The sequence below is a fragment of the Vibrio coralliilyticus genome (genome assembly GCF_024449095.1).
In the GTDB taxonomy this organism is placed as follows: domain Bacteria; phylum Pseudomonadota; class Gammaproteobacteria; order Enterobacterales; family Vibrionaceae; genus Vibrio; species Vibrio coralliilyticus_A.
The window spans coordinates 997,495-1,014,412 of the sequence record NZ_CP024627.1 but is presented as its reverse complement, the minus strand read 5'-3'; the positions used below and the strand labels follow the sequence as shown (position 1 = coordinate 1,014,412).

Below are 16,918 nucleotides of genomic sequence, written 5' to 3'. Positions count from 1 at the left end.
TTCTATGAGAGGATAGAAGGAATAAAAAGAACACAGGCGGCCAGAAGGCCGCCTGGGAGAGATATTACTGAGCGCTGTTCACGTAGTCGATAGCAGCTTGAACAGTAGTGATCTTCTCAGCTTCTTCGTCTGGAATCTCAGTGTCAAATTCTTCTTCTAGAGCCATTACTAGTTCAACAGTGTCTAGAGAATCAGCACCTAGATCGTCAACGAAAGAAGCTTCATTTTTAACTTCTGCTTCGTCTACACCTAGCTGTTCAACAATGATTTTCTTTACGCGTTCTTCGATGTTGCTCATTTTTCTTTTCCTTTACAGATTTCGCTCAATGCGATGATTCCGTAGTTTATTCGAACTATTGAAAGTTGCAAGGGGGTCCTTGCTGGTCAAACCACAATTTTCGCGATTTTAACCGAAATTCAATACATTTTTGACTTATATCATGCACAAATGTTGCGCATTTTAATGCCAGTTATCACAAACTATAGGCTACTTTTGTGACAGCAAATAGCCCATTTGGTTCAAGATTAGGCATTAAACCATGTACATGCCACCATTAACATGCAAAGTTTCACCAGTAATGTACGCAGCTTCTGGAGAAGCTAGGAACGCTACTGCTGATGCAATTTCACGTGGGTCACCAAGACGACCAGCTGGGACGTTAGCCAAAGTTGCTGCACGTTGCTCGTCATTTAGCGCCTTAGTCATGTCAGTTTCGATAAATCCTGGTGCAACGGTGTTAACGGTTACACCACGAGAAGCCACTTCACGTGCCATAGATTTAGTGAAACCAATCACACCTGCTTTTGCTGCTGCGTAGTTAGTTTGACCTGCATTACCCATAGTACCAACAACAGAACCAACGTTGATGATACGACCTGCACGCTTCTTCATCATGCCACGAAGTACAGCTTTAGACATGCGGTAGATAGGCGTCAGGTTAGTATTGATGATGTCATTCCATTCATCATCCTTCATACGCATCAATAAATTATCACGCGTAATACCTGCATTGTTCACCAGAATATCGATTGCGCCAAACTCATCGTTAATATTTTTCAGAGTTGCTTCAATTGATTCGATATCTGTCACGTTTAGCGCCAGACCTTTCCCATTTTCACCAAGGTATTCACTGATTGCAGCAGCACCATTCTCAGAGGTCGCAGTACCGATAACCTTAGCACCACGTTCAACAAGTAGTTCAGCGATAGCACGGCCAATACCACGACTTGCGCCTGTGACCAGTGCGATCTTGCCTTCTAGGTTCATCATGATTTATTCCTTAAAAGTTTACTTAGCCGCTTCTAGAGATGCAGCATCGTTAACTGCAGCGCCACTAAGTGTCTTTACGATACGTTTTGTCAGGCCGGTAAGAACTTTACCTGGGCCTAATTCAAGCAATTTCTCTACGCCTTGCTCGCTCATTAGCTGTACGCTTTCCGTCCAACGGACTGGGCTGTATAGCTGGCGTACAAGTGCATTCTTAATTTTCGCAGGGTCCGTTTCAGCAACAACATCAACGTTATTGATCACTGGCAACTGAGGAGCATTGAATTCAATCTCTTCAAGAGCGACAGCCAGTTTGTCGGCTGCTGGCTTCATCAAAGCACAATGAGAAGGCACGGAAACAGGTAGCGGTAGAGCTCGCTTAGCGCCAGCTTCTTTACATAAGGCACCTGCGCGCTCAACGGCATCTTTACTACCTGCAATCACAACCTGACCTGGTGAGTTGTAGTTTACTGGAGATACCACTTCACCCTGAGCCGCTTCTTCACACGCTTTAGCAATAGATTCGTCATCTAGACCAATGATTGCAAACATAGCACCAGTGCCTGCAGGCACTGCTTCTTGCATCAGCTGACCACGTAGCTCAACCAGCTTGATTGCTTGTTTAAAGTCAATCACACCAGCACATACTAATGCCGAATATTCACCTAGGCTGTGACCCGCTAGGTTTGCTGGCTGCTCTAGGCCAAGCTCTTGCCAAACACGCCAGATAGCAACCGAGGATGCTAGCAGTGCTGGCTGAGTGCGGAAAGTTTGGTTGAGATCTTCAGCTGGGCCATTTTGAACCAACGCCCATAGGTCGTAACCTAACGCCTCAGATGCTTCCGAAAAAGTGTTTTTTACTACTTCATACTGTTCGCCAAGCTCTGCAAGCATACCCACTGCTTGAGAACCTTGACCTGGAAATACGATAGCAAAATTGCTCATTTTCTTTTCCTTAAAACAAAGTAAGAACGAAAAGATGCCTAAAAAGGCACCTTAAAGTTTAAATTCAATTGAGGTTAGAACTTAACCAGAGCTGAGCCCCAAGTAAAACCGCCACCAAACGCCTCCAACAGAAGCATCTGACCACGTTTAATTCGCCCATCACGCACAGCTTCATCCAGTGCTGTCGGGACAGTGGCCGCAGATGTATTGCCATGCCTATCCAAGGTAATCACTACTTGATCTAATGACATGGACAGTTTCTTAGCCGTCGCGGAGATAATACGGTAATTGGCTTGATGAGGAACTAACCAATCTAGTTCAGACTTATGCATATCGTTGGCAGCCAGCGTGTCCTTAACGAGTTTGGACAGCTGTGTCACCGCCACTTTAAAGACCTCGTTGCCCGCCATATGTAGCCACTTATCAGCATCTTTACCACGCTCAGGAACCTCAAGGCTTAGCAACTCACCGAAACGGCCATCTGAGTAGATATGCGTTGAAAGAATCCCAGGCTCTTCACTTGCACCAACAACAACTGCACCAGCGCCATCACCAAACAAGATAATGGTAGAACGGTCTGTTGGATCACAAGTTTTCGACAGAGTGTCTGAACCGATAACCAGTACATTCTTACACATACCCGTTTTGACATGCTGGTCAGCGACAGAAAGTGCGTAGACAAAACCTGAACATGCCGCGGCAATGTCAAATGCAGGACAACCTTTGATATCCAATTTAGCCTGAACTTGGCACGCAGAAGATGGAAAAGTATGACTACTACTGGTTGTCGCGACAATAATCAGGTCGATATCGTTTTTGTCGATACCCGCCATTTCAATAGCATTCTCTGCCGCGATATACCCCATATCAGCAACAGTTTCACCCTCGGCTGCGATGCGACGCTCTTTAATACCAGTACGAGCGACAATCCACTCATCACTCGTATCTACCATTTTCTCTAAATCTGCGTTTGAACGCACCTGAGATGGCAGGTAGCTGCCAGTACCTAAAATTTTGCTATACATGAAGACTAATAATGCCTCTCGAGTAAAACCGCTTCCAAACGATCACTAATACGGCTGGGTACTTGTCGTTTGACCTCGTGTAACGCTTCACCAATGGCATTGATGACCGCGTCTACATCAGCACTTCCGTGGCTTTTTATGACAATGCCGCGCAATCCTAGCAAACTTGCACCGTTATACTGGTCGGGGTTCAATGTTTTTAGTTCATTAAATAGCCCAGAAAATAATTTTCTTGCAATCCAACCTTTTATCGATGAAGCCATCATGCTCGTTTTCAGCTTATCGATAAACAGTTGAGCGGTACCTTCACATGCTTTGAGACACACATTGCCGACAAAACCATCACAAACCACCACATCAGCAGAATCGTGCAATAACTGATTACCTTCAATATAGCCGACGAAATTCACGGATTGCGTCTGAGATAACATTTCAGCACAACGTTTTACGAGATCGTTACCTTTAATTTCTTCGGCACCGATATTAAGAATCGCAACACGTGGAGGCCGGCCTAGATACTGTTCAGTTAAAGCACTACCCATAACCGCAAACTGAAACAGAGAATCCGCATCGCACGATACATTGGCACCAAGATCTAACATCCAAGTTCGACCACCGGAAGCGGTCGGTAAGGCTGAGATTAGTGCTGGACGCTCAATTCCTGGTAGTAGTTTCAGTCGAAAACGTGACAAAGCCATAAGTGCACCAGTGTTACCACCACTGACACAGGCATCGGCTTCGCCTTGAGCCACAGCATCAATAGCGGTAGCCATTGAAGTACCATTGCTGTTTCGCAGCGCAAGAGAAGGTTTTTCTGAGTTAGAGATCACCCGGTCACTGTGCTGAATACTCAGACGAGCATCAGGCTGATAACCAAGAGACAATAATTGAGTTGTGATCGCGGTCTGATCACCTGTGAGGATCACTTTCAGCTCTGGGAAATGCGACAGTGCCTGCACGGCGGCAGGCACTGTGACGCGAGGACCGAAATCCCCGCCCATTGCATCAAGTGCAACGGTTATATTAGGCAAAGGTCAACCTTACTTGTTGATAACCTTTTTACCACGGTAGTAACCTTCAGCAGTTACGTTGTGGCGCAGGTGAGTTTCACCTGAAGTTGCGTCTACAGATAGTGCAGCTGTAGATAGGGCATCGTGTGAACGACGCATGCCACGCTTTGAACGTGATTTCTTGCTCTTTTGTACGGCCATTGACCCTACTCCTATGTTAATTCTTAAAGAATTACTTCTTTAAGTTTTTTAAAACATCGAATGGATTCGGCTTATCTTCCACAATTTCTTCTGGAATTTCACCAAATACCAAATTGTCTGATTTAACGCTACAGTCCGCTTCATCATGTTTTGCGATTTGAGGCAAGTTTAGAATGAACTCGTCTTCAACAAGCTGTATTAGGTCAATTTCACCGTACTCGTTCAGATCTACCAAATCGTACTCTTCCGGTGCTTCCTCTTCAGTCTTTTCACCTTTGTAAGGTGTATAAGTGAATTGGACATCGCACTCATGTGCGAAAACCTCATTACAGCGTTGACACTCTAAATCAACTTCGATGTTAGCTTTACCAGAGATAACAACGAGCCGCTGTTCATCTAACTCAAATGACAATGACACTTGAGCGTCGCGTTTAACGCCTTCGACTGAGTCAAACAAACGCTTAAAAAGGCTAACTTGAATGATACCATCATAATCAAGTCGCTTCTGAGCAGCGCGTGCCGGATCAACCGTTCGCGGTATTTTTACCTTTTGCATAGGGCGCGAATTCTATCTTCCAATTCGTTTTGAGTCAAAGGAAAAGGACAAAAAGTTAGAGTTTTTTTCCTTAGTATCAGAAGAGCTAGGACGACTAGCGTAATATCGATTAAGCTGTGGCTAACTCCCTGAAAGATTGTAATAGACAATGTCAAAATACCAACTTGTTTTAGCCTCAACCTCTCCATATCGCAAACAACTGCTTGATAAGCTATCACTCCCTTTTGTCACTGCCTCTCCTCGTTTTGATGAGACACCACTTTCTAATGAGCAACCTGAAAACCTAGTCAAGCGCTTAGCAATAGGTAAAGCTGAGTCTTGTCAGACCGATCAGCCGAGTCTTATCATAGGCAGTGATCAGGTTTGTATTATTAATGGGCAAATAATAGGTAAGCCTCACAATAGGGAGAAAGCCATTCAGCAGCTCACTCAACAAAGCGGCAAGGCCATTCAATTTTTTACTGGGCTAGCGATCCATAACACTGAAACAGAAAAGACAGAAGTACGGGTAGATACATTTACCGTTCAATTCCGAAAGTTGACGCACCAACAAATCTGCAATTATGTCGATAAAGAACAACCATTCTATTGCGCAGGTAGCTTTAAGAGTGAAGGATTAGGCATCGCCTTATTTGAGCGACTAGAAGGTAAAGACCCGAACACCTTAATTGGCCTTCCTTTGATTGACCTGATAGATATGCTTGAAACTCAAGGAGTCTCTGTACTTTAATCAGATTGAGTGTATTCACACGCGAGAGTAGAACTCTGTTACTGTTTAACTCTCGCTTATAAGACCTATCACTTCATTTAAAGATTACGAAGTCCAGCTAATGCCTTTTCAAGCTTTGGCTCCATTGGGGCACTTATCTCCATCCATTCGTCATTAGATGGATGTTGGAACTTGATATTAGCTGCATGAAGGAAAAGGCGATCAAGCCCTACTTTCGCGGTATATGCATCAAATCGACGATCACCATATCGGTCATCCCAAGCAATTGGATGACCTGTATACTGAGTATGAACACGGATTTGGTGGGTACGCCCCGTGATAGGACTCGCCTGAATCAAAGTCGCATCTGCGAACTTTTCTATGATCTTAAAGCGTGTCTCTGAAGGTTTTCCCTGCGGATTCACACGCACAATACTATTCACCTCATTTTTGAGTAGTGGCGCTTTGACAACCTTACAGCTGCTTTTCCACTGACCCATCACCAAGGCAAAGTAGTATTTCTGCACGGTTTTCTCTCGAAACTGAGCTTGAAGATGGCGCAAAGCTGAACGCTTTTTCGCCACGAGCAAAATACCAGAAGTATCACGGTCAATACGATGCACTAGTTCAAGAAAACGAGCTTGTGGTCTTAGTGCACGTAATGCTTCAATCGCGCCAAACTTTAGCCCACTGCCACCATGAACAGCGGTACCCGAAGGTTTGTTTAGAATTAACATATGTTCATCTTCATGGATGATCATATGTTCAAGTTCAGCCACCTTATTGAGTTTGACACTTGGTGCAACTTCGTCTTGCTTTTCTTCAATCGTCACAGGAGGAATTCTGACTAAATCCCCCGCTTTCAATTTATATTCAGCTTTGATTCGCTTCTTGTTTACGCGCACTTCCCCTTTGCGCAAGATCCGGTAAACCATGCTTTTTGGAATGCTTTTCAGTTGGTTGCGTAAGAAGTTATCGATACGCTGGCCAGCCATGTCTTCGTCGATATCGACAAACTGGACTTTTGTTCTAATTTCGCTCATTTGGCTATTCTATCATTCTAGCTTGCGTAAGTTCACGTTTTCTAGGCAACAACTTAATCATCCCCTCTCTTAGAATGAATTTCTGTTGTTCTACGAATAAAAATCCACCAAGCTAATTGCAATTTTCAAAAAACCTTATACAAAGTTTTTAAATACATGAACTTAAAAAATTTAAAATTAGGTTTTTTAGCGTTTTATAATAAAGCAGATTGCTGAGTTTAATGGGTACTGCTATAGTTCACACCTGCAATGAATGATTAGGTTGCATTTTAAACAAGCCCGATCACTTTTGAGCAAGAGAATGAGTAGCCCGCTAATTTACCAAAATGCAGCATATGGCGTAAGACATTTTCGGGATTAGTACAGCTTGCTGCCCTACTCAAAAATCTTTCATGTTGAGTATCATCCGCCACTATTGCGGCTTACAAGCCAAACGTTTGTAAGACTGACGTGCCCAAAGAGCATCCCTCCAGCCGGGAGGCTGCACACATTAAGCCATGGGATCAGGCACCGTGAAAGAAATTACTAGGCAGCAAGAAGACATAGAATGACAACGAGATTTATCAATGAAAAGAATGTTAATCAACGCAACTCAAAAAGAAGAGTTGCGTGTTGCTTTGGTTGATGGTCAGCGCTTATATGATTTAGATATCGAAAGCCCAGGCCACGAATCCAAAAAAGCAAATATCTACAAAGGACGTATCACTCGCATCGAACCAAGTCTGGAAGCAGCCTTCGTTGATTATGGTGCTGAAAGACACGGTTTCCTCCCTCTAAAAGAAATTGCCCGCGAATATTTCCCTGAAGGCTACACCTACCAAGGCCGACCTAGCATTAAAGAAGTGCTGACTGAAGGCCAGGAAGTGATTGTTCAGGTTGAGAAAGAAGAACGAGGCAGCAAAGGCGCTGCACTCACGACTTTTATCTCTCTTGCTGGTAGTTACCTTGTTCTGATGCCAAATAACCCTCGTGCCGGTGGTATCTCTCGCCGAATCGAAGGGGATGAGCGCACTCAACTTAAAGCCGCACTGAGCACTTTGGAACTGCCGCAAGGCATGGGCCTGATCGTTCGCACTGCGGGTGTTGGTAAAAGCGCAGAAGAGCTTGAGTGGGACTTAAATGTACTACTCAACCACTGGGGAGCGATCAAACAAGCCTCTGATGCTAACCCCGCCCCTCTTCTGATCCACCAAGAAAGTAATGTTATCGTACGCGCCATTCGCGATTATCTTCGTCGTGATATTGGTGAAATTCTGATAGATAGCAATACCATCTATGAGCGTGCATTAGAGCACATTCGCCTTGTTCGCCCTGACTTCGTGAATCGAGTCAAAAAATACGACGGTGAAGTACCTCTATTTAGCCATTATCAGATTGAAAGCCAGATTGAATCCGCTTTCCAACGAGAAGTGCGCTTGCCATCTGGTGGTTCAATTGTGATTGATCCAACAGAAGCACTAACGTCAATCGATATTAACTCCGCTCGTGCAACGAAAGGCGGCGATATCGAAGAGACGGCACTGAACACCAACCTTGAAGCAGCGGATGAGATTGCGCGCCAGCTTCGTCTTCGTGACTTAGGTGGTCTTGTTGTTATCGACTTCATTGATATGACGCCTGTTCGTCATCAACGTGAAGTGGAAAACCGTCTGCGTGATGCTGTTCGTCTTGACCGTGCTCGCGTCCAAATTGGTCGTATCTCACGCTTTGGGCTACTAGAGATGTCTCGCCAGCGTCTGAGCCCATCTCTTGCAGAGGCTAGCCACCATATCTGTCCTCGCTGTAGTGGTACAGGTGTAGTACGTGATAACGAGTCTCTTGCACTTTCCGTTCTTCGTTTAATTGAAGAAGAAGCATTGAAAGACAACACAGCTCAAGTTTTGGCTGTTGTTCCTGTTCCAATTGCATCATACCTTCTGAATGAAAAACGCCGCTCGGTTAACCACATTGAACGCATTCAGGAAGTGAAGATCACGGTAGTTCCTAACTCAGACATGGAAACACCGCATTTCGAAGTGATCCGAGTTCGTGAAGGTGAAGAGTTTGATTTACTGTCTTACTTGCTGCCTAAGAAACTCGAGTCAATGAAAGAAGCGGAAGGCCGCGAGACCACGGAAACCGAAGTTAAACCAAAGAAACTCGAAGAACCAGCACTTAAAGGTTTCGCTGCACCTTCTCAGTCAGCACCTGCGCCGAAACAACCAGTGAAGACATCTGAGAAGAAAACAGAGCCTAGCGAGGAGAAACCTAGCTTAGTGACTCGATTCTTCAAAGCATTAGGTAACTTCCTGTTCAGTTCAGATGCTGAAAAAGAGCAGCCAGAAGAGACACCGAAGCATACGAAAAAAGAAGGCCAGCGTAACAATCGCAACCGCCGTAATCGTAATGACCAACGTCGTCGCAACTCTCGTGACAACCGTAACGAGAATCGTGAAGACAAGCGTGATAATAAACGTAACAAGCCTCAGCGTGAGCGTGATGAATCTGCGAATGAGAACAAAGCAGCTTCTAATGAGCGTAAGCAGCAAAACCGTAAGCCTAAGCAAGACCGCCGTAACAAGCAGCGTGATGATGCCAAAGCAAGTAAAGTTGCTGAAGAGGGCCTAAAACTTGCTGCCGAAGCACAGAAAGACGACAAACCTAATCGCGCAGAAGAAAAGGCTGCAAAAGTTAAAGAGCGCCGCCAGCGCCGTAAACTGAATAAGCAGGTTCGCGTAAAAGATCAGAAAGCCCAAGCTGAAGCTGTTGAAGAAGTGAAACAGGTTAAAACCGAAGCGGTAGCAGAAGCGGTTGAGCAATCTGTTGATGAAGCAGCAGCGGAAGAAGGCGAACAACCAAAACAGCGTCGTAACCGTCGTTCACCACGTCATCTTCGTGCAAGTGGACAGCGCCGTCGTCGTGGTCGTGATCGTCGCCCTAATCCTTTCCGTCTACGTAAAGGTGGCGTCGCTTCGCCAGAAATGGCAATGGGTAAAGTCATGCCAAGTTACGGTATTACCAAACCAGAAGCTAAGCAGAAAGCAAAGACTGAGCAAGTCGCTAGCGCTGAAGCTACAGCAGTCCTTGGAGGTTTTGCTTGTCCAGAAATGGCAATGGGCAAAGTAATTGTTCGCCAACAAGAACCTGTGATTGAGCCAGTAGTGGAACAAGCTGAACCAGTTGAAGCGACCACAGCGGTTGAAGCAGCTCCAATAGCAGCTGCAGAGACTGAAGAGACAAAAACTGACGTTATACCGGTAGTCGAAGAAAACACCGTAAAAGAAACGGTTGTCGCGCCTGAAACTCAGCCAAGCTCAGATATTGTCGTGCCTAAAGCCTTTAAAGGTCACGCTTCTGCACCAATGGCTAAAGCGCCAGGGACTACAGAGATGAAAGAAATCAATGTGGTTGCGGCACCTTTCCGCGAAGAGCGTTATCTGTCTAAAGGGGCAGGCAGCCAAGTTGCTAGCAATAAAGCCAGTGCTGCAATGGCAAAGCCTCAAAGCTTTTAATTAGATTTGATGAAGAGTAAAACAGCCCCATTTTGGGGCTGTTTTTTTATGTATACCTAGGGCAGTTCATGACTGCTCTCACTATTTGTCACAAATATTAGCCAATATTGGCTTCTTTGTTGAACTTAATCACACTTTTAGGTAGCATTCGCCGACTCGATCTGAATCAATTGTTTGGTTTTCAGTGCTCTTTTACATCGCATTTTGCTCACATGAAAACTAAACCAGAACCTATACTTTAAACTGTCGTTCTCTGATATTCAGAATAACCGTAAACATTTAGCATAACTGAGCAATCATGTTTGAATTCCCTCAATTTTCGAAACACTCTGTAAAAAACGACGTGTTATCCGGCCTAACCGTTGCGTTAGCGTTAGTGCCTGAAGCCGTTGCTTTTGCATTCGTTGCAGGCGTTGACCCTATGGTTGGTCTCTACGCAGCATTCATTGTTGGCCTTATTACCTCTATCTTCGGTGGTCGTCCCGGTATGATCTCTGGTGCAACAGGCGCAATGGCTGTTGTTATGGTATCACTGGTTGCATCCCATGGAGTTCAGTATCTGTTCGGAGCGATCATGCTAGCAGGTATCCTCCAAGTAGCGGCGGGCTTGTTTAAGCTCGGCAAATTCATTCGCATCGTGCCGCATCCAGTTATGATTGGTTTTGTGAATGGCCTGGCGATTGTGATTTTCCTAGCTCAGCTTGGTCAGTTTAAAGCGCCGGACATTAATGGCATGCTAACTTGGCTACCTCAAGACCAAATGATGCTGATGTTGGGTTTGGTGGCGCTAACTATGGCTATTATCCACTTCCTACCAAAGTTCACGACCGCCGTACCATCGTCCTTGGTAGCGATCGTCACAGTGACAGCTTTGGTAGTAGGCTTAGATCTGGAAACCCGTACCGTTGTCGACTTCCTACGCACGATGTCAGGTGATGACGCTGCAACGCTGGCAGGCTCGCTCCCAACCTTCTCCATCCCTATGGTGCCATTCACACTTGAAACTCTACAAATCATTCTGCCTTACGCCATTATTCTTGCAGCGATTGGTCTGATTGAATCTCTGCTAACACTGACTGTTCTCGACGAAATGACAAACACACGTGGTCAATCAAACCGTGAATGTATTGGTCAGGGTATGGCAAATATGACGTGTTCTGTGTTTGGGGCTATGGGTGGCTGCGCAATGATTGGCCAATCGATGATCAACGTTAACTCCGGTGGTCGCGGACGTTTATCAGGCATCGTAGCGGCATCTGCGCTGTTAATATTCATCCTGTTTGCCTCCTCTCTCATTGAGATGATCCCTCTTGCAGCCCTAGTCGGCGTCATGTTTATGGTTGTGATTGGTACTTTTGAATGGGCAACGTTCAAACTGGCTCGTCGTGTACCAAAACAAGACTTCTTCGTTATTGTACTAGTTACAGTGGTTACAGTATTGACTGACCTTGCTATCGCGGTATTTGTTGGGGTTATCGCATCCGCACTTATGTTTGCATGGCAACATGCGAAGCATATTTATGCCGATACTAATATCAATGAGGAAGGCTCTAAAGAGTACAAAATCCACGGCCCGGTCTTCTTCGGTTCCGTTGCTAACTTCCTTGAAATTTTCGATGCTCACGAAGACCCAAGTGACGTGATCGTTGATTTTGCCGATTCTCGCGTCACCGACCACTCGGCTATTGAAGCGATAGAAACACTAGCTGAGCGTTACGCTGCGCAAGGTAAGACACTTCATCTACGCCACCTAAGCCCAGACTGTCGTAAGCTACTCGACAAAGCAGGCAGCTTGGTCGAGATTAACGTCAAAGAAGATCCAAGCTATAAAGTCGCAACCGACGTATTAGCGGGTTAAGCAAATACATCAAGGGCTTCCACATGGAAGCCCTTTTATTATCCGCTATAAATGCTTGCTTAACTTTTCACCCATCAACTCCAGCCGCCAACCCTGCATTACATCTGGTAAGTGTGCCGGATCTCGATCCTTTTTCCATACCCAACTGATCAGCTGATTAAGCTGTTTCTTAGAGGCTAAGAACTCCGTTGCCAGACCAGAAGACTGCGAGACTTTTTTCACTTCATCTTTTAATGTCTTAAATTTCTGCTTGTAGCCCGGCATATCCATTAAGCGTTCAATTTTTTCTGGATACTCCTCCGCAGGCGTCATACGTGCTGACTTAACAATAGAGATGATTCTCGCACTGTGTCGTTGCACCGAGCGAAGATCCATACCTTCTTGTTCCATACGTTGTTTGTTTTGCAAACCGAGCTTAGCAATAGTAAGTAAATCATTCTCTTTGAAAACGAAGTTCAATGCTAAGTCGCGGCGAACCGCCTCTTTATAACGCCAAGTGGCAAGAGGCTTCAATATTGCTAACTCGCGAGGTTTAAGTTGCCATGCGCCTTTAATATCAAGGTAAGCATATTCAGCATTAACAGATTTGATACGTTTAGTCGCCAGTAACTCACTTTCCTGCTGAGCTGCTTCCCACCAACCAGCCTGAACAATGTCATCGTGCAACTTTTCGTACACTGGGAACAAGTAGTAGACATCCGCTGCCGCATAATCGAGCTGTTTATCAGTCAATGGCCTCGCTAACCAGTCTGTCCTAGACTCACTTTTATCCAGTTCAATCGCCAGATAAGATTCAACCAAAGAAGCGAAACCCGTCGACAAACCATGCCCTAAAAATGCAGCCATCAGTTGAGTATCCACCATTGGGAACGGTAGGCACCCAAAGCTGTTATTAAACACTTCCAAGTCTTCACCACATGCATGCAAGACCTTAAGCACTGAGGTATCTTTAAGAAGGAGCACAAAGGCCGTCATATCATCGATGACCGTTGGATCAATCAGAGAAAGTTTCTCACCATCAAACAACTGAATAAGGCCAAGCTGAGGATAATAGGTGCGGGTTCGAACAAACTCAGTATCGAGCATAACAACATCCGTTTCTCGAGCTTGTTGACACACACTTTCTAGCTGTTCTGAACAGGTAATGATCTGATAATTCACAAAGTTCTCACTGTGACTAATGGGGCCTGCAAATAAAAATGCCGACTGGTATTAGTCGGCATTTTAACACTAAACACTTGGTTCTGCTTATTTTTAACTTTAGCTGGCCTTCGCTAGGTTTGCATCATTCTCTTCACGAAGAACACGACGCAATATTTTACCCACGTTGGTTTTCGGCAGCTCATCTTTGAATTCAACCAACTTAGGTACTTTATAACCCGTTAGATGCTGGCGGCAGTGAGCAATGATCTCATCTTTTGTCAGGCTTGGATCACGCTTAACCACATAGATTTTAACCAGTTCTCCTGATACTTCATGTGGCTGACCAATCGCGGCAACTTCCAGAACTTTACCGTGCAGTGCAACCACATCTTCAATCTCGTTCGGATAGACATTAAAGCCCGAGACTAGAATCATATCCTTTTTGCGATCTACAATATGGATAAGACCTTCATCGTCAAATTTAACAATGTCACCAGTAGACAGCCAGCCTTCACCATTGATCACCTCTTTGCTGGCTTCCGGTCTTTGCCAGTAACCTTGCATCACCTGTGGCCCGCGAACTTGTAGCTCACCTACTTCCGTATTTGGCACTGGGTTACCTTCGTCATTAACAATACGTACTTCAGTAGAAGGGACTGGCAAACCAATTGCGCCCGTATACTCTGTCAGATCATAAGGGTTAACTGTCACCAATGGAGAGCACTCGGTCAGTCCATAACCTTCTAACAGATGGACACCCGTGGTCTTCTTCCATTGTTCAGCAACAGCTCGCTGAACGGCCATACCGCCGCCTACCGCCAATTTGAGATTACTGAAGTCGAGTTCATGGAAGTCTTCATTATTGACCAAAGCATTGAAAAGAGTGTTTACGCCTGTGATCGCAGTGAATGGACACTTTTGAAGCTCTTTGACAAAACCAGGAATATCTCTAGGGTTGGTGATCAACAAATTGCGCCCGCCAAGCTCAAGGAACAATAAGCAATTCACCGTGAGAGCAAAAACATGATAAAGCGGTAGAGCGGTTACAACCACTTCTCGACCTTCTTTGAGAACTGGCCCATACATACCTTTTGCTTGCATGATATTAGCAATCATATTGCTATGAGTCAGAATTGCCCCTTTCGCGACCCCTGTTGTCCCACCGGTGTACTGAAGAAAAGCAATATCATCCCCGGACATAAAAGGCTTAACGTATTGCAAGCGTCGACCTTTATGAAGAGCCTTACGCATGGAGATTGCACCTGGTAAATCATACTTAGGCACCATACCTTTAACGTACTTTACAACAAAATCGACAATCGTCCCTTTCGCACGTGGAAGCATCTGACCAAGGCTAGTCAGCACTACATGTTTCACAGGGGTGTTTTCGACAACTTGCTCTAAGGTATTAGCAAAGTTAGAGACAATCACGATCGCTTTGGCGCCAGAATCGTTGAGCTGATGTTCAAGTTCACGTGGGGTGTAAAGAGGGTTCACATTAACAGCAATAAGCCCTGCACGCAGAACACCAAACAGTGCAACTGGATATTGCAGTAAGTTTGGCATCATCAAAGCAACACGGTCACCTTTTTGCAATTTCAGTTCATTTTGCAGATAAGCAGCGAAAGCACGACTACGTTCCTCTAGTTTACGGAACGTCATAACCGAGCCCATATTCATAAAGGCAGGCTGATCAGCAAATTTTTGTACTGACTGCTCAAACATTTCCACCAATGACGGATATTGATCTGGGTTGATGTGTTCTGGCACATCGCTCGGATAACGTGATAACCAAGGTTTATCCACGGTAATACTCCTCGAAATAAGCTGGCTGTTGTCGACGAAACGCCGTGTTTTTTATTGACGACCATTACAACACAGGCCAAGTGCTTGAGCACGAAAGACTCAAACACTTGTTTAAATTTTGTTAACTAAGCCAAAAATTAGGTTAGATACTCTAGAAGGGACTTGTAGATGGCAGTGATGTCCACCAGGTACCGTGACAACATCGGTATTCATCGAGGCATCATTTGTTGGTTTCTGCAAGTGGGGAAAACCTTGTTCACCCAGGACAATGATCTGGGGGCAAACTATCTGTTGGCAAACGGATTGCGCGTGCTCAAAAGACATTCGATACAAAGATTGGCTTTGTAATTTTTCATCATGACGCCATACCCAGCCATCATCAGTCCTTGCCAGTGCTCTTTTGACAACAGGGCTAATAAGTTCAGGAGAGATTTGATTAATCTTGGCCCTGACATCGATAGCGGTGGTATCGGAATCAAATGCTCTAGTCGGTTTATTGCGTATTCTCTGTCGGCTCAAAACACCTTCTCTTAAGCGAGAGACGGTTTTACTTTCTTCTTCCGCCAGAGGCCCACGCCCTTCTATCTGAACTAATCCACTGATTTGTTCAGGAAAGGCGGCACTATAGCAACTTGCAATCAAAGCACCAAGTGAATGACCAACCAACACTAACCTGTTTGGCGATAACTTAGCCAAAAACTGGTAAACATCGTCAATATAATCATGAAATGGGTAAAAATTGCTACCTGACTTATGGCTAGAGTGACCATGACCGGGTAAATCGATAGCACAAAGATGTAAGAAAGGCGCTGACTGGTGCAACGCCTTCATTACAGATTGAAAACTGGCGGCGTTATCCAACCAACCGTGAAGGAAAACGATAGAGCAGTCTGCTGTTTGGCTATAACCGTATTCGATAGCGGCTAGATGACCGTCAGCTAGTGGGTAACGAGTGTCTCTTAGGGTCATTTGACTTCTTGGATCACTTTGCCCTGTCTGGTTCCTCGGGTGAGGTCACGACAATACAAACTTCGGCAAGGGTACCTTGAGGGTCCAAAATCATCGTGCACAATTACACGCTCTTCAATTCGCCACAGATGATAACTCTTGATATTCATGACAGGAAAATCGTAGCTATACTCACCCACTTTGGCAGCTTCAGTGCCATTGCTATCACCGAGCAAAGTAATCAATCGACCTTGAGAAAGAGTCACAGGGTCGGCGAAGCCGTCGATATAGCCTACGAATCGGCCTTGAGGTTCTTGGTCAATATCAGGCTTACCATTGGAACTGATGGGTAAATTAACGACTTCCACTCGCGTCTTGTCTTTCAGGTTAGTCACACTGGCAATCACACCACCCAATCGCAACTCTTGCTTTTTTGCTGCTGAAGCTTGCCAGCCGGAGTAATCCGTTTGTAGATCGGGGTTATTTGACGCGAGATTTTCTGGAAGTGTACTACACGCGGTGAGAGCAACAAGCACACTAGCTACAGAAACAAGTTTAAAAACACGTGGCAACATAAGGACTTACCGTAAAGAATTATATATAAATATCGACACCTAACAGCTGTGATAGTTCATCACGCTTAGACTGATTCATGACATTCATATACTCTTCCATCGCTTTGCGGCCCTGCCCTTCAGGCAAGTCGTATTGCACTTGAGCTTTATGGATGTCTGCTTCATTGACATGACGAATAGAGTGCGCCACCGCGTTGGCGACTTTAGATGGCTGACCAACAGACGGCTTATTCTGAGACTTTCTCGTCTCATCTTTTTTTCCGGTTTTATTGGCCTTATTCGGTCCCGGAACCGAAGGAGGCAATCCATTAATCGAAACCATACTATCCGTCTAATTACAC

16 protein-coding genes are annotated in these 16,918 nt (G+C 45.1%); 3 read left to right on the top strand and 13 right to left on the bottom strand.

The window, feature by feature from the left end:
- Window positions 1-64: 64 nt before the first annotated feature.
- From acpP to yceD, 7 genes are all read right to left on the bottom strand, one after another.
- Entirely contained in the window at window positions 65-298 is a 234-nt protein-coding gene (acpP, locus tag CTT30_RS04610) for an acyl carrier protein (RefSeq protein WP_004406112.1), read from the bottom strand.
- A gap of 234 nt (window positions 299-532) precedes the next feature.
- Window positions 533-1,267 carry a 3-oxoacyl-ACP reductase FabG gene (fabG, locus tag CTT30_RS04605; protein WP_239836912.1) on the bottom strand — a complete coding sequence of 245 codons (735 nt, stop codon included), beginning with the start codon at window positions 1,265-1,267 and terminating at the stop codon, window positions 533-535.
- Between the two features lie 21 nt (window positions 1,268-1,288).
- Window positions 1,289-2,212 carry an ACP S-malonyltransferase gene (gene fabD, locus CTT30_RS04600; protein ID WP_252036156.1) on the bottom strand — a complete coding sequence of 308 codons (924 nt, stop codon included), beginning with the start codon at window positions 2,210-2,212 and terminating at the stop codon, window positions 1,289-1,291.
- Window positions 2,213-2,286: 74 nt separating this feature from the next.
- Entirely contained in the window at window positions 2,287-3,237 is a 951-nt protein-coding gene (locus CTT30_RS04595) for a beta-ketoacyl-ACP synthase III (protein WP_239836791.1), read from the bottom strand.
- Between the two features lie 5 nt (window positions 3,238-3,242).
- The gene (gene plsX, locus CTT30_RS04590; RefSeq protein ID WP_252036155.1) at window positions 3,243-4,268 is read right to left on the bottom strand and encodes a phosphate acyltransferase PlsX; all 1,026 of its coding nucleotides are present in this window, start codon (window positions 4,266-4,268) and stop codon (window positions 3,243-3,245) included.
- A gap of 9 nt (window positions 4,269-4,277) precedes the next feature.
- A complete protein-coding gene (gene rpmF / locus CTT30_RS04585; protein ID WP_006959289.1) occupies window positions 4,278-4,448 on the bottom strand; it encodes a 50S ribosomal protein L32 in 171 nt (56 codons plus the stop codon).
- 31 nt (window positions 4,449-4,479) lie between these two features.
- A complete protein-coding gene (gene yceD / locus CTT30_RS04580; RefSeq protein WP_239836793.1) occupies window positions 4,480-5,004 on the bottom strand; it encodes a 23S rRNA accumulation protein YceD in 525 nt (174 codons plus the stop codon).
- Between the two features lie 148 nt (window positions 5,005-5,152).
- Here yceD and CTT30_RS04575 point away from each other — a divergent pair, with 148 nt between their 5' ends.
- On the top strand, window positions 5,153-5,734 hold the full coding sequence (locus CTT30_RS04575; RefSeq protein WP_252036154.1) for a Maf family protein: 582 nt from the start codon (window positions 5,153-5,155) through the stop codon (window positions 5,732-5,734).
- 77 nt (window positions 5,735-5,811) lie between these two features.
- On the opposite strand, the gene rluC is transcribed toward CTT30_RS04575, so the two are convergent.
- Window positions 5,812-6,756, bottom strand: coding sequence for a 23S rRNA pseudouridine(955/2504/2580) synthase RluC (rluC, locus tag CTT30_RS04570; protein ID WP_239875294.1), 945 nt, complete (start codon window positions 6,754-6,756; stop codon window positions 5,812-5,814).
- Window positions 6,757-7,322: 566 nt separating this feature from the next.
- Here rluC and rne point away from each other — a divergent pair.
- Together rne and CTT30_RS04560 are read left to right on the top strand one after the other, a co-directional pair.
- A complete protein-coding gene (gene rne / locus CTT30_RS04565; RefSeq protein ID WP_252036153.1) occupies window positions 7,323-10,247 on the top strand; it encodes a ribonuclease E in 2,925 nt (974 codons plus the stop codon).
- A gap of 298 nt (window positions 10,248-10,545) precedes the next feature.
- Complete coding sequence (locus CTT30_RS04560) at window positions 10,546-12,105, top strand: SulP family inorganic anion transporter (protein WP_252036152.1); 1,560 nt, start codon at window positions 10,546-10,548, stop codon at window positions 12,103-12,105.
- 45 nt (window positions 12,106-12,150) lie between these two features.
- On the opposite strand, the gene rnd is transcribed toward CTT30_RS04560, so the two are convergent.
- From rnd to CTT30_RS04535, 5 genes are all read right to left on the bottom strand, one after another.
- The gene (rnd, locus tag CTT30_RS04555) at window positions 12,151-13,266 is read right to left on the bottom strand and encodes a ribonuclease D (protein WP_252036151.1); all 1,116 of its coding nucleotides are present in this window, start codon (window positions 13,264-13,266) and stop codon (window positions 12,151-12,153) included.
- Between the two features lie 99 nt (window positions 13,267-13,365).
- The gene (gene fadD, locus CTT30_RS04550) at window positions 13,366-15,054 is read right to left on the bottom strand and encodes a long-chain-fatty-acid--CoA ligase FadD (protein WP_252036150.1); all 1,689 of its coding nucleotides are present in this window, start codon (window positions 15,052-15,054) and stop codon (window positions 13,366-13,368) included.
- Between the two features lie 111 nt (window positions 15,055-15,165).
- A complete protein-coding gene (locus CTT30_RS04545) occupies window positions 15,166-16,023 on the bottom strand; it encodes an alpha/beta hydrolase (RefSeq protein ID WP_252036149.1) in 858 nt (285 codons plus the stop codon).
- Window positions 16,020-16,577, bottom strand: coding sequence for a Slp family lipoprotein (locus CTT30_RS04540; RefSeq protein WP_252036148.1), 558 nt, complete (start codon window positions 16,575-16,577; stop codon window positions 16,020-16,022). The genes CTT30_RS04545 and CTT30_RS04540 overlap by 4 nt, the downstream gene beginning before the upstream one ends.
- Before the next feature lie 19 nt (window positions 16,578-16,596).
- Complete coding sequence (locus tag CTT30_RS04535) at window positions 16,597-16,899, bottom strand: chromosome partitioning protein ParA (protein ID WP_252036147.1); 303 nt, start codon at window positions 16,897-16,899, stop codon at window positions 16,597-16,599.
- Window positions 16,900-16,918: the final 19 nt, after the last annotated feature.

Coding starts and splice junctions, on each gene's coding strand:
- acpP (WP_004406112.1), bottom strand. CDS start 298: ATGAGCAACATCGAAGAACGCGTAAAGAAAATCATTGTTGAACAGCTA.
- fabG (WP_239836912.1), bottom strand. CDS start 1,267: ATGAACCTAGAAGGCAAGATCGCACTGGTCACAGGCGCAAGTCGTGGT.
- fabD (WP_252036156.1), bottom strand. CDS start 2,212: ATGAGCAATTTTGCTATCGTATTTCCAGGTCAAGGTTCTCAAGCAGTG.
- CTT30_RS04595 (WP_239836791.1), bottom strand. CDS start 3,237: ATGTATAGCAAAATTTTAGGTACTGGCAGCTACCTGCCATCTCAGGTG.
- rpmF (WP_006959289.1), bottom strand. CDS start 4,448: ATGGCCGTACAAAAGAGCAAGAAATCACGTTCAAAGCGTGGCATGCGT.
- yceD (WP_239836793.1), bottom strand. CDS start 5,004: ATGCAAAAGGTAAAAATACCGCGAACGGTTGATCCGGCACGCGCTGCT.
- CTT30_RS04575 (WP_252036154.1), top strand. CDS start 5,153: ATGTCAAAATACCAACTTGTTTTAGCCTCAACCTCTCCATATCGCAAA.
- rluC (WP_239875294.1), bottom strand. CDS start 6,756: ATGAGCGAAATTAGAACAAAAGTCCAGTTTGTCGATATCGACGAAGAC.
- rne (WP_252036153.1), top strand. CDS start 7,323: ATGAAAAGAATGTTAATCAACGCAACTCAAAAAGAAGAGTTGCGTGTT.
- CTT30_RS04560 (WP_252036152.1), top strand. CDS start 10,546: ATGTTTGAATTCCCTCAATTTTCGAAACACTCTGTAAAAAACGACGTG.
- CTT30_RS04545 (WP_252036149.1), bottom strand. CDS start 16,023: ATGACCCTAAGAGACACTCGTTACCCACTAGCTGACGGTCATCTAGCC.
- CTT30_RS04540 (WP_252036148.1), bottom strand. CDS start 16,577: ATGTTGCCACGTGTTTTTAAACTTGTTTCTGTAGCTAGTGTGCTTGTT.
- CTT30_RS04535 (WP_252036147.1), bottom strand. CDS start 16,899: ATGGTTTCGATTAATGGATTGCCTCCTTCGGTTCCGGGACCGAATAAG.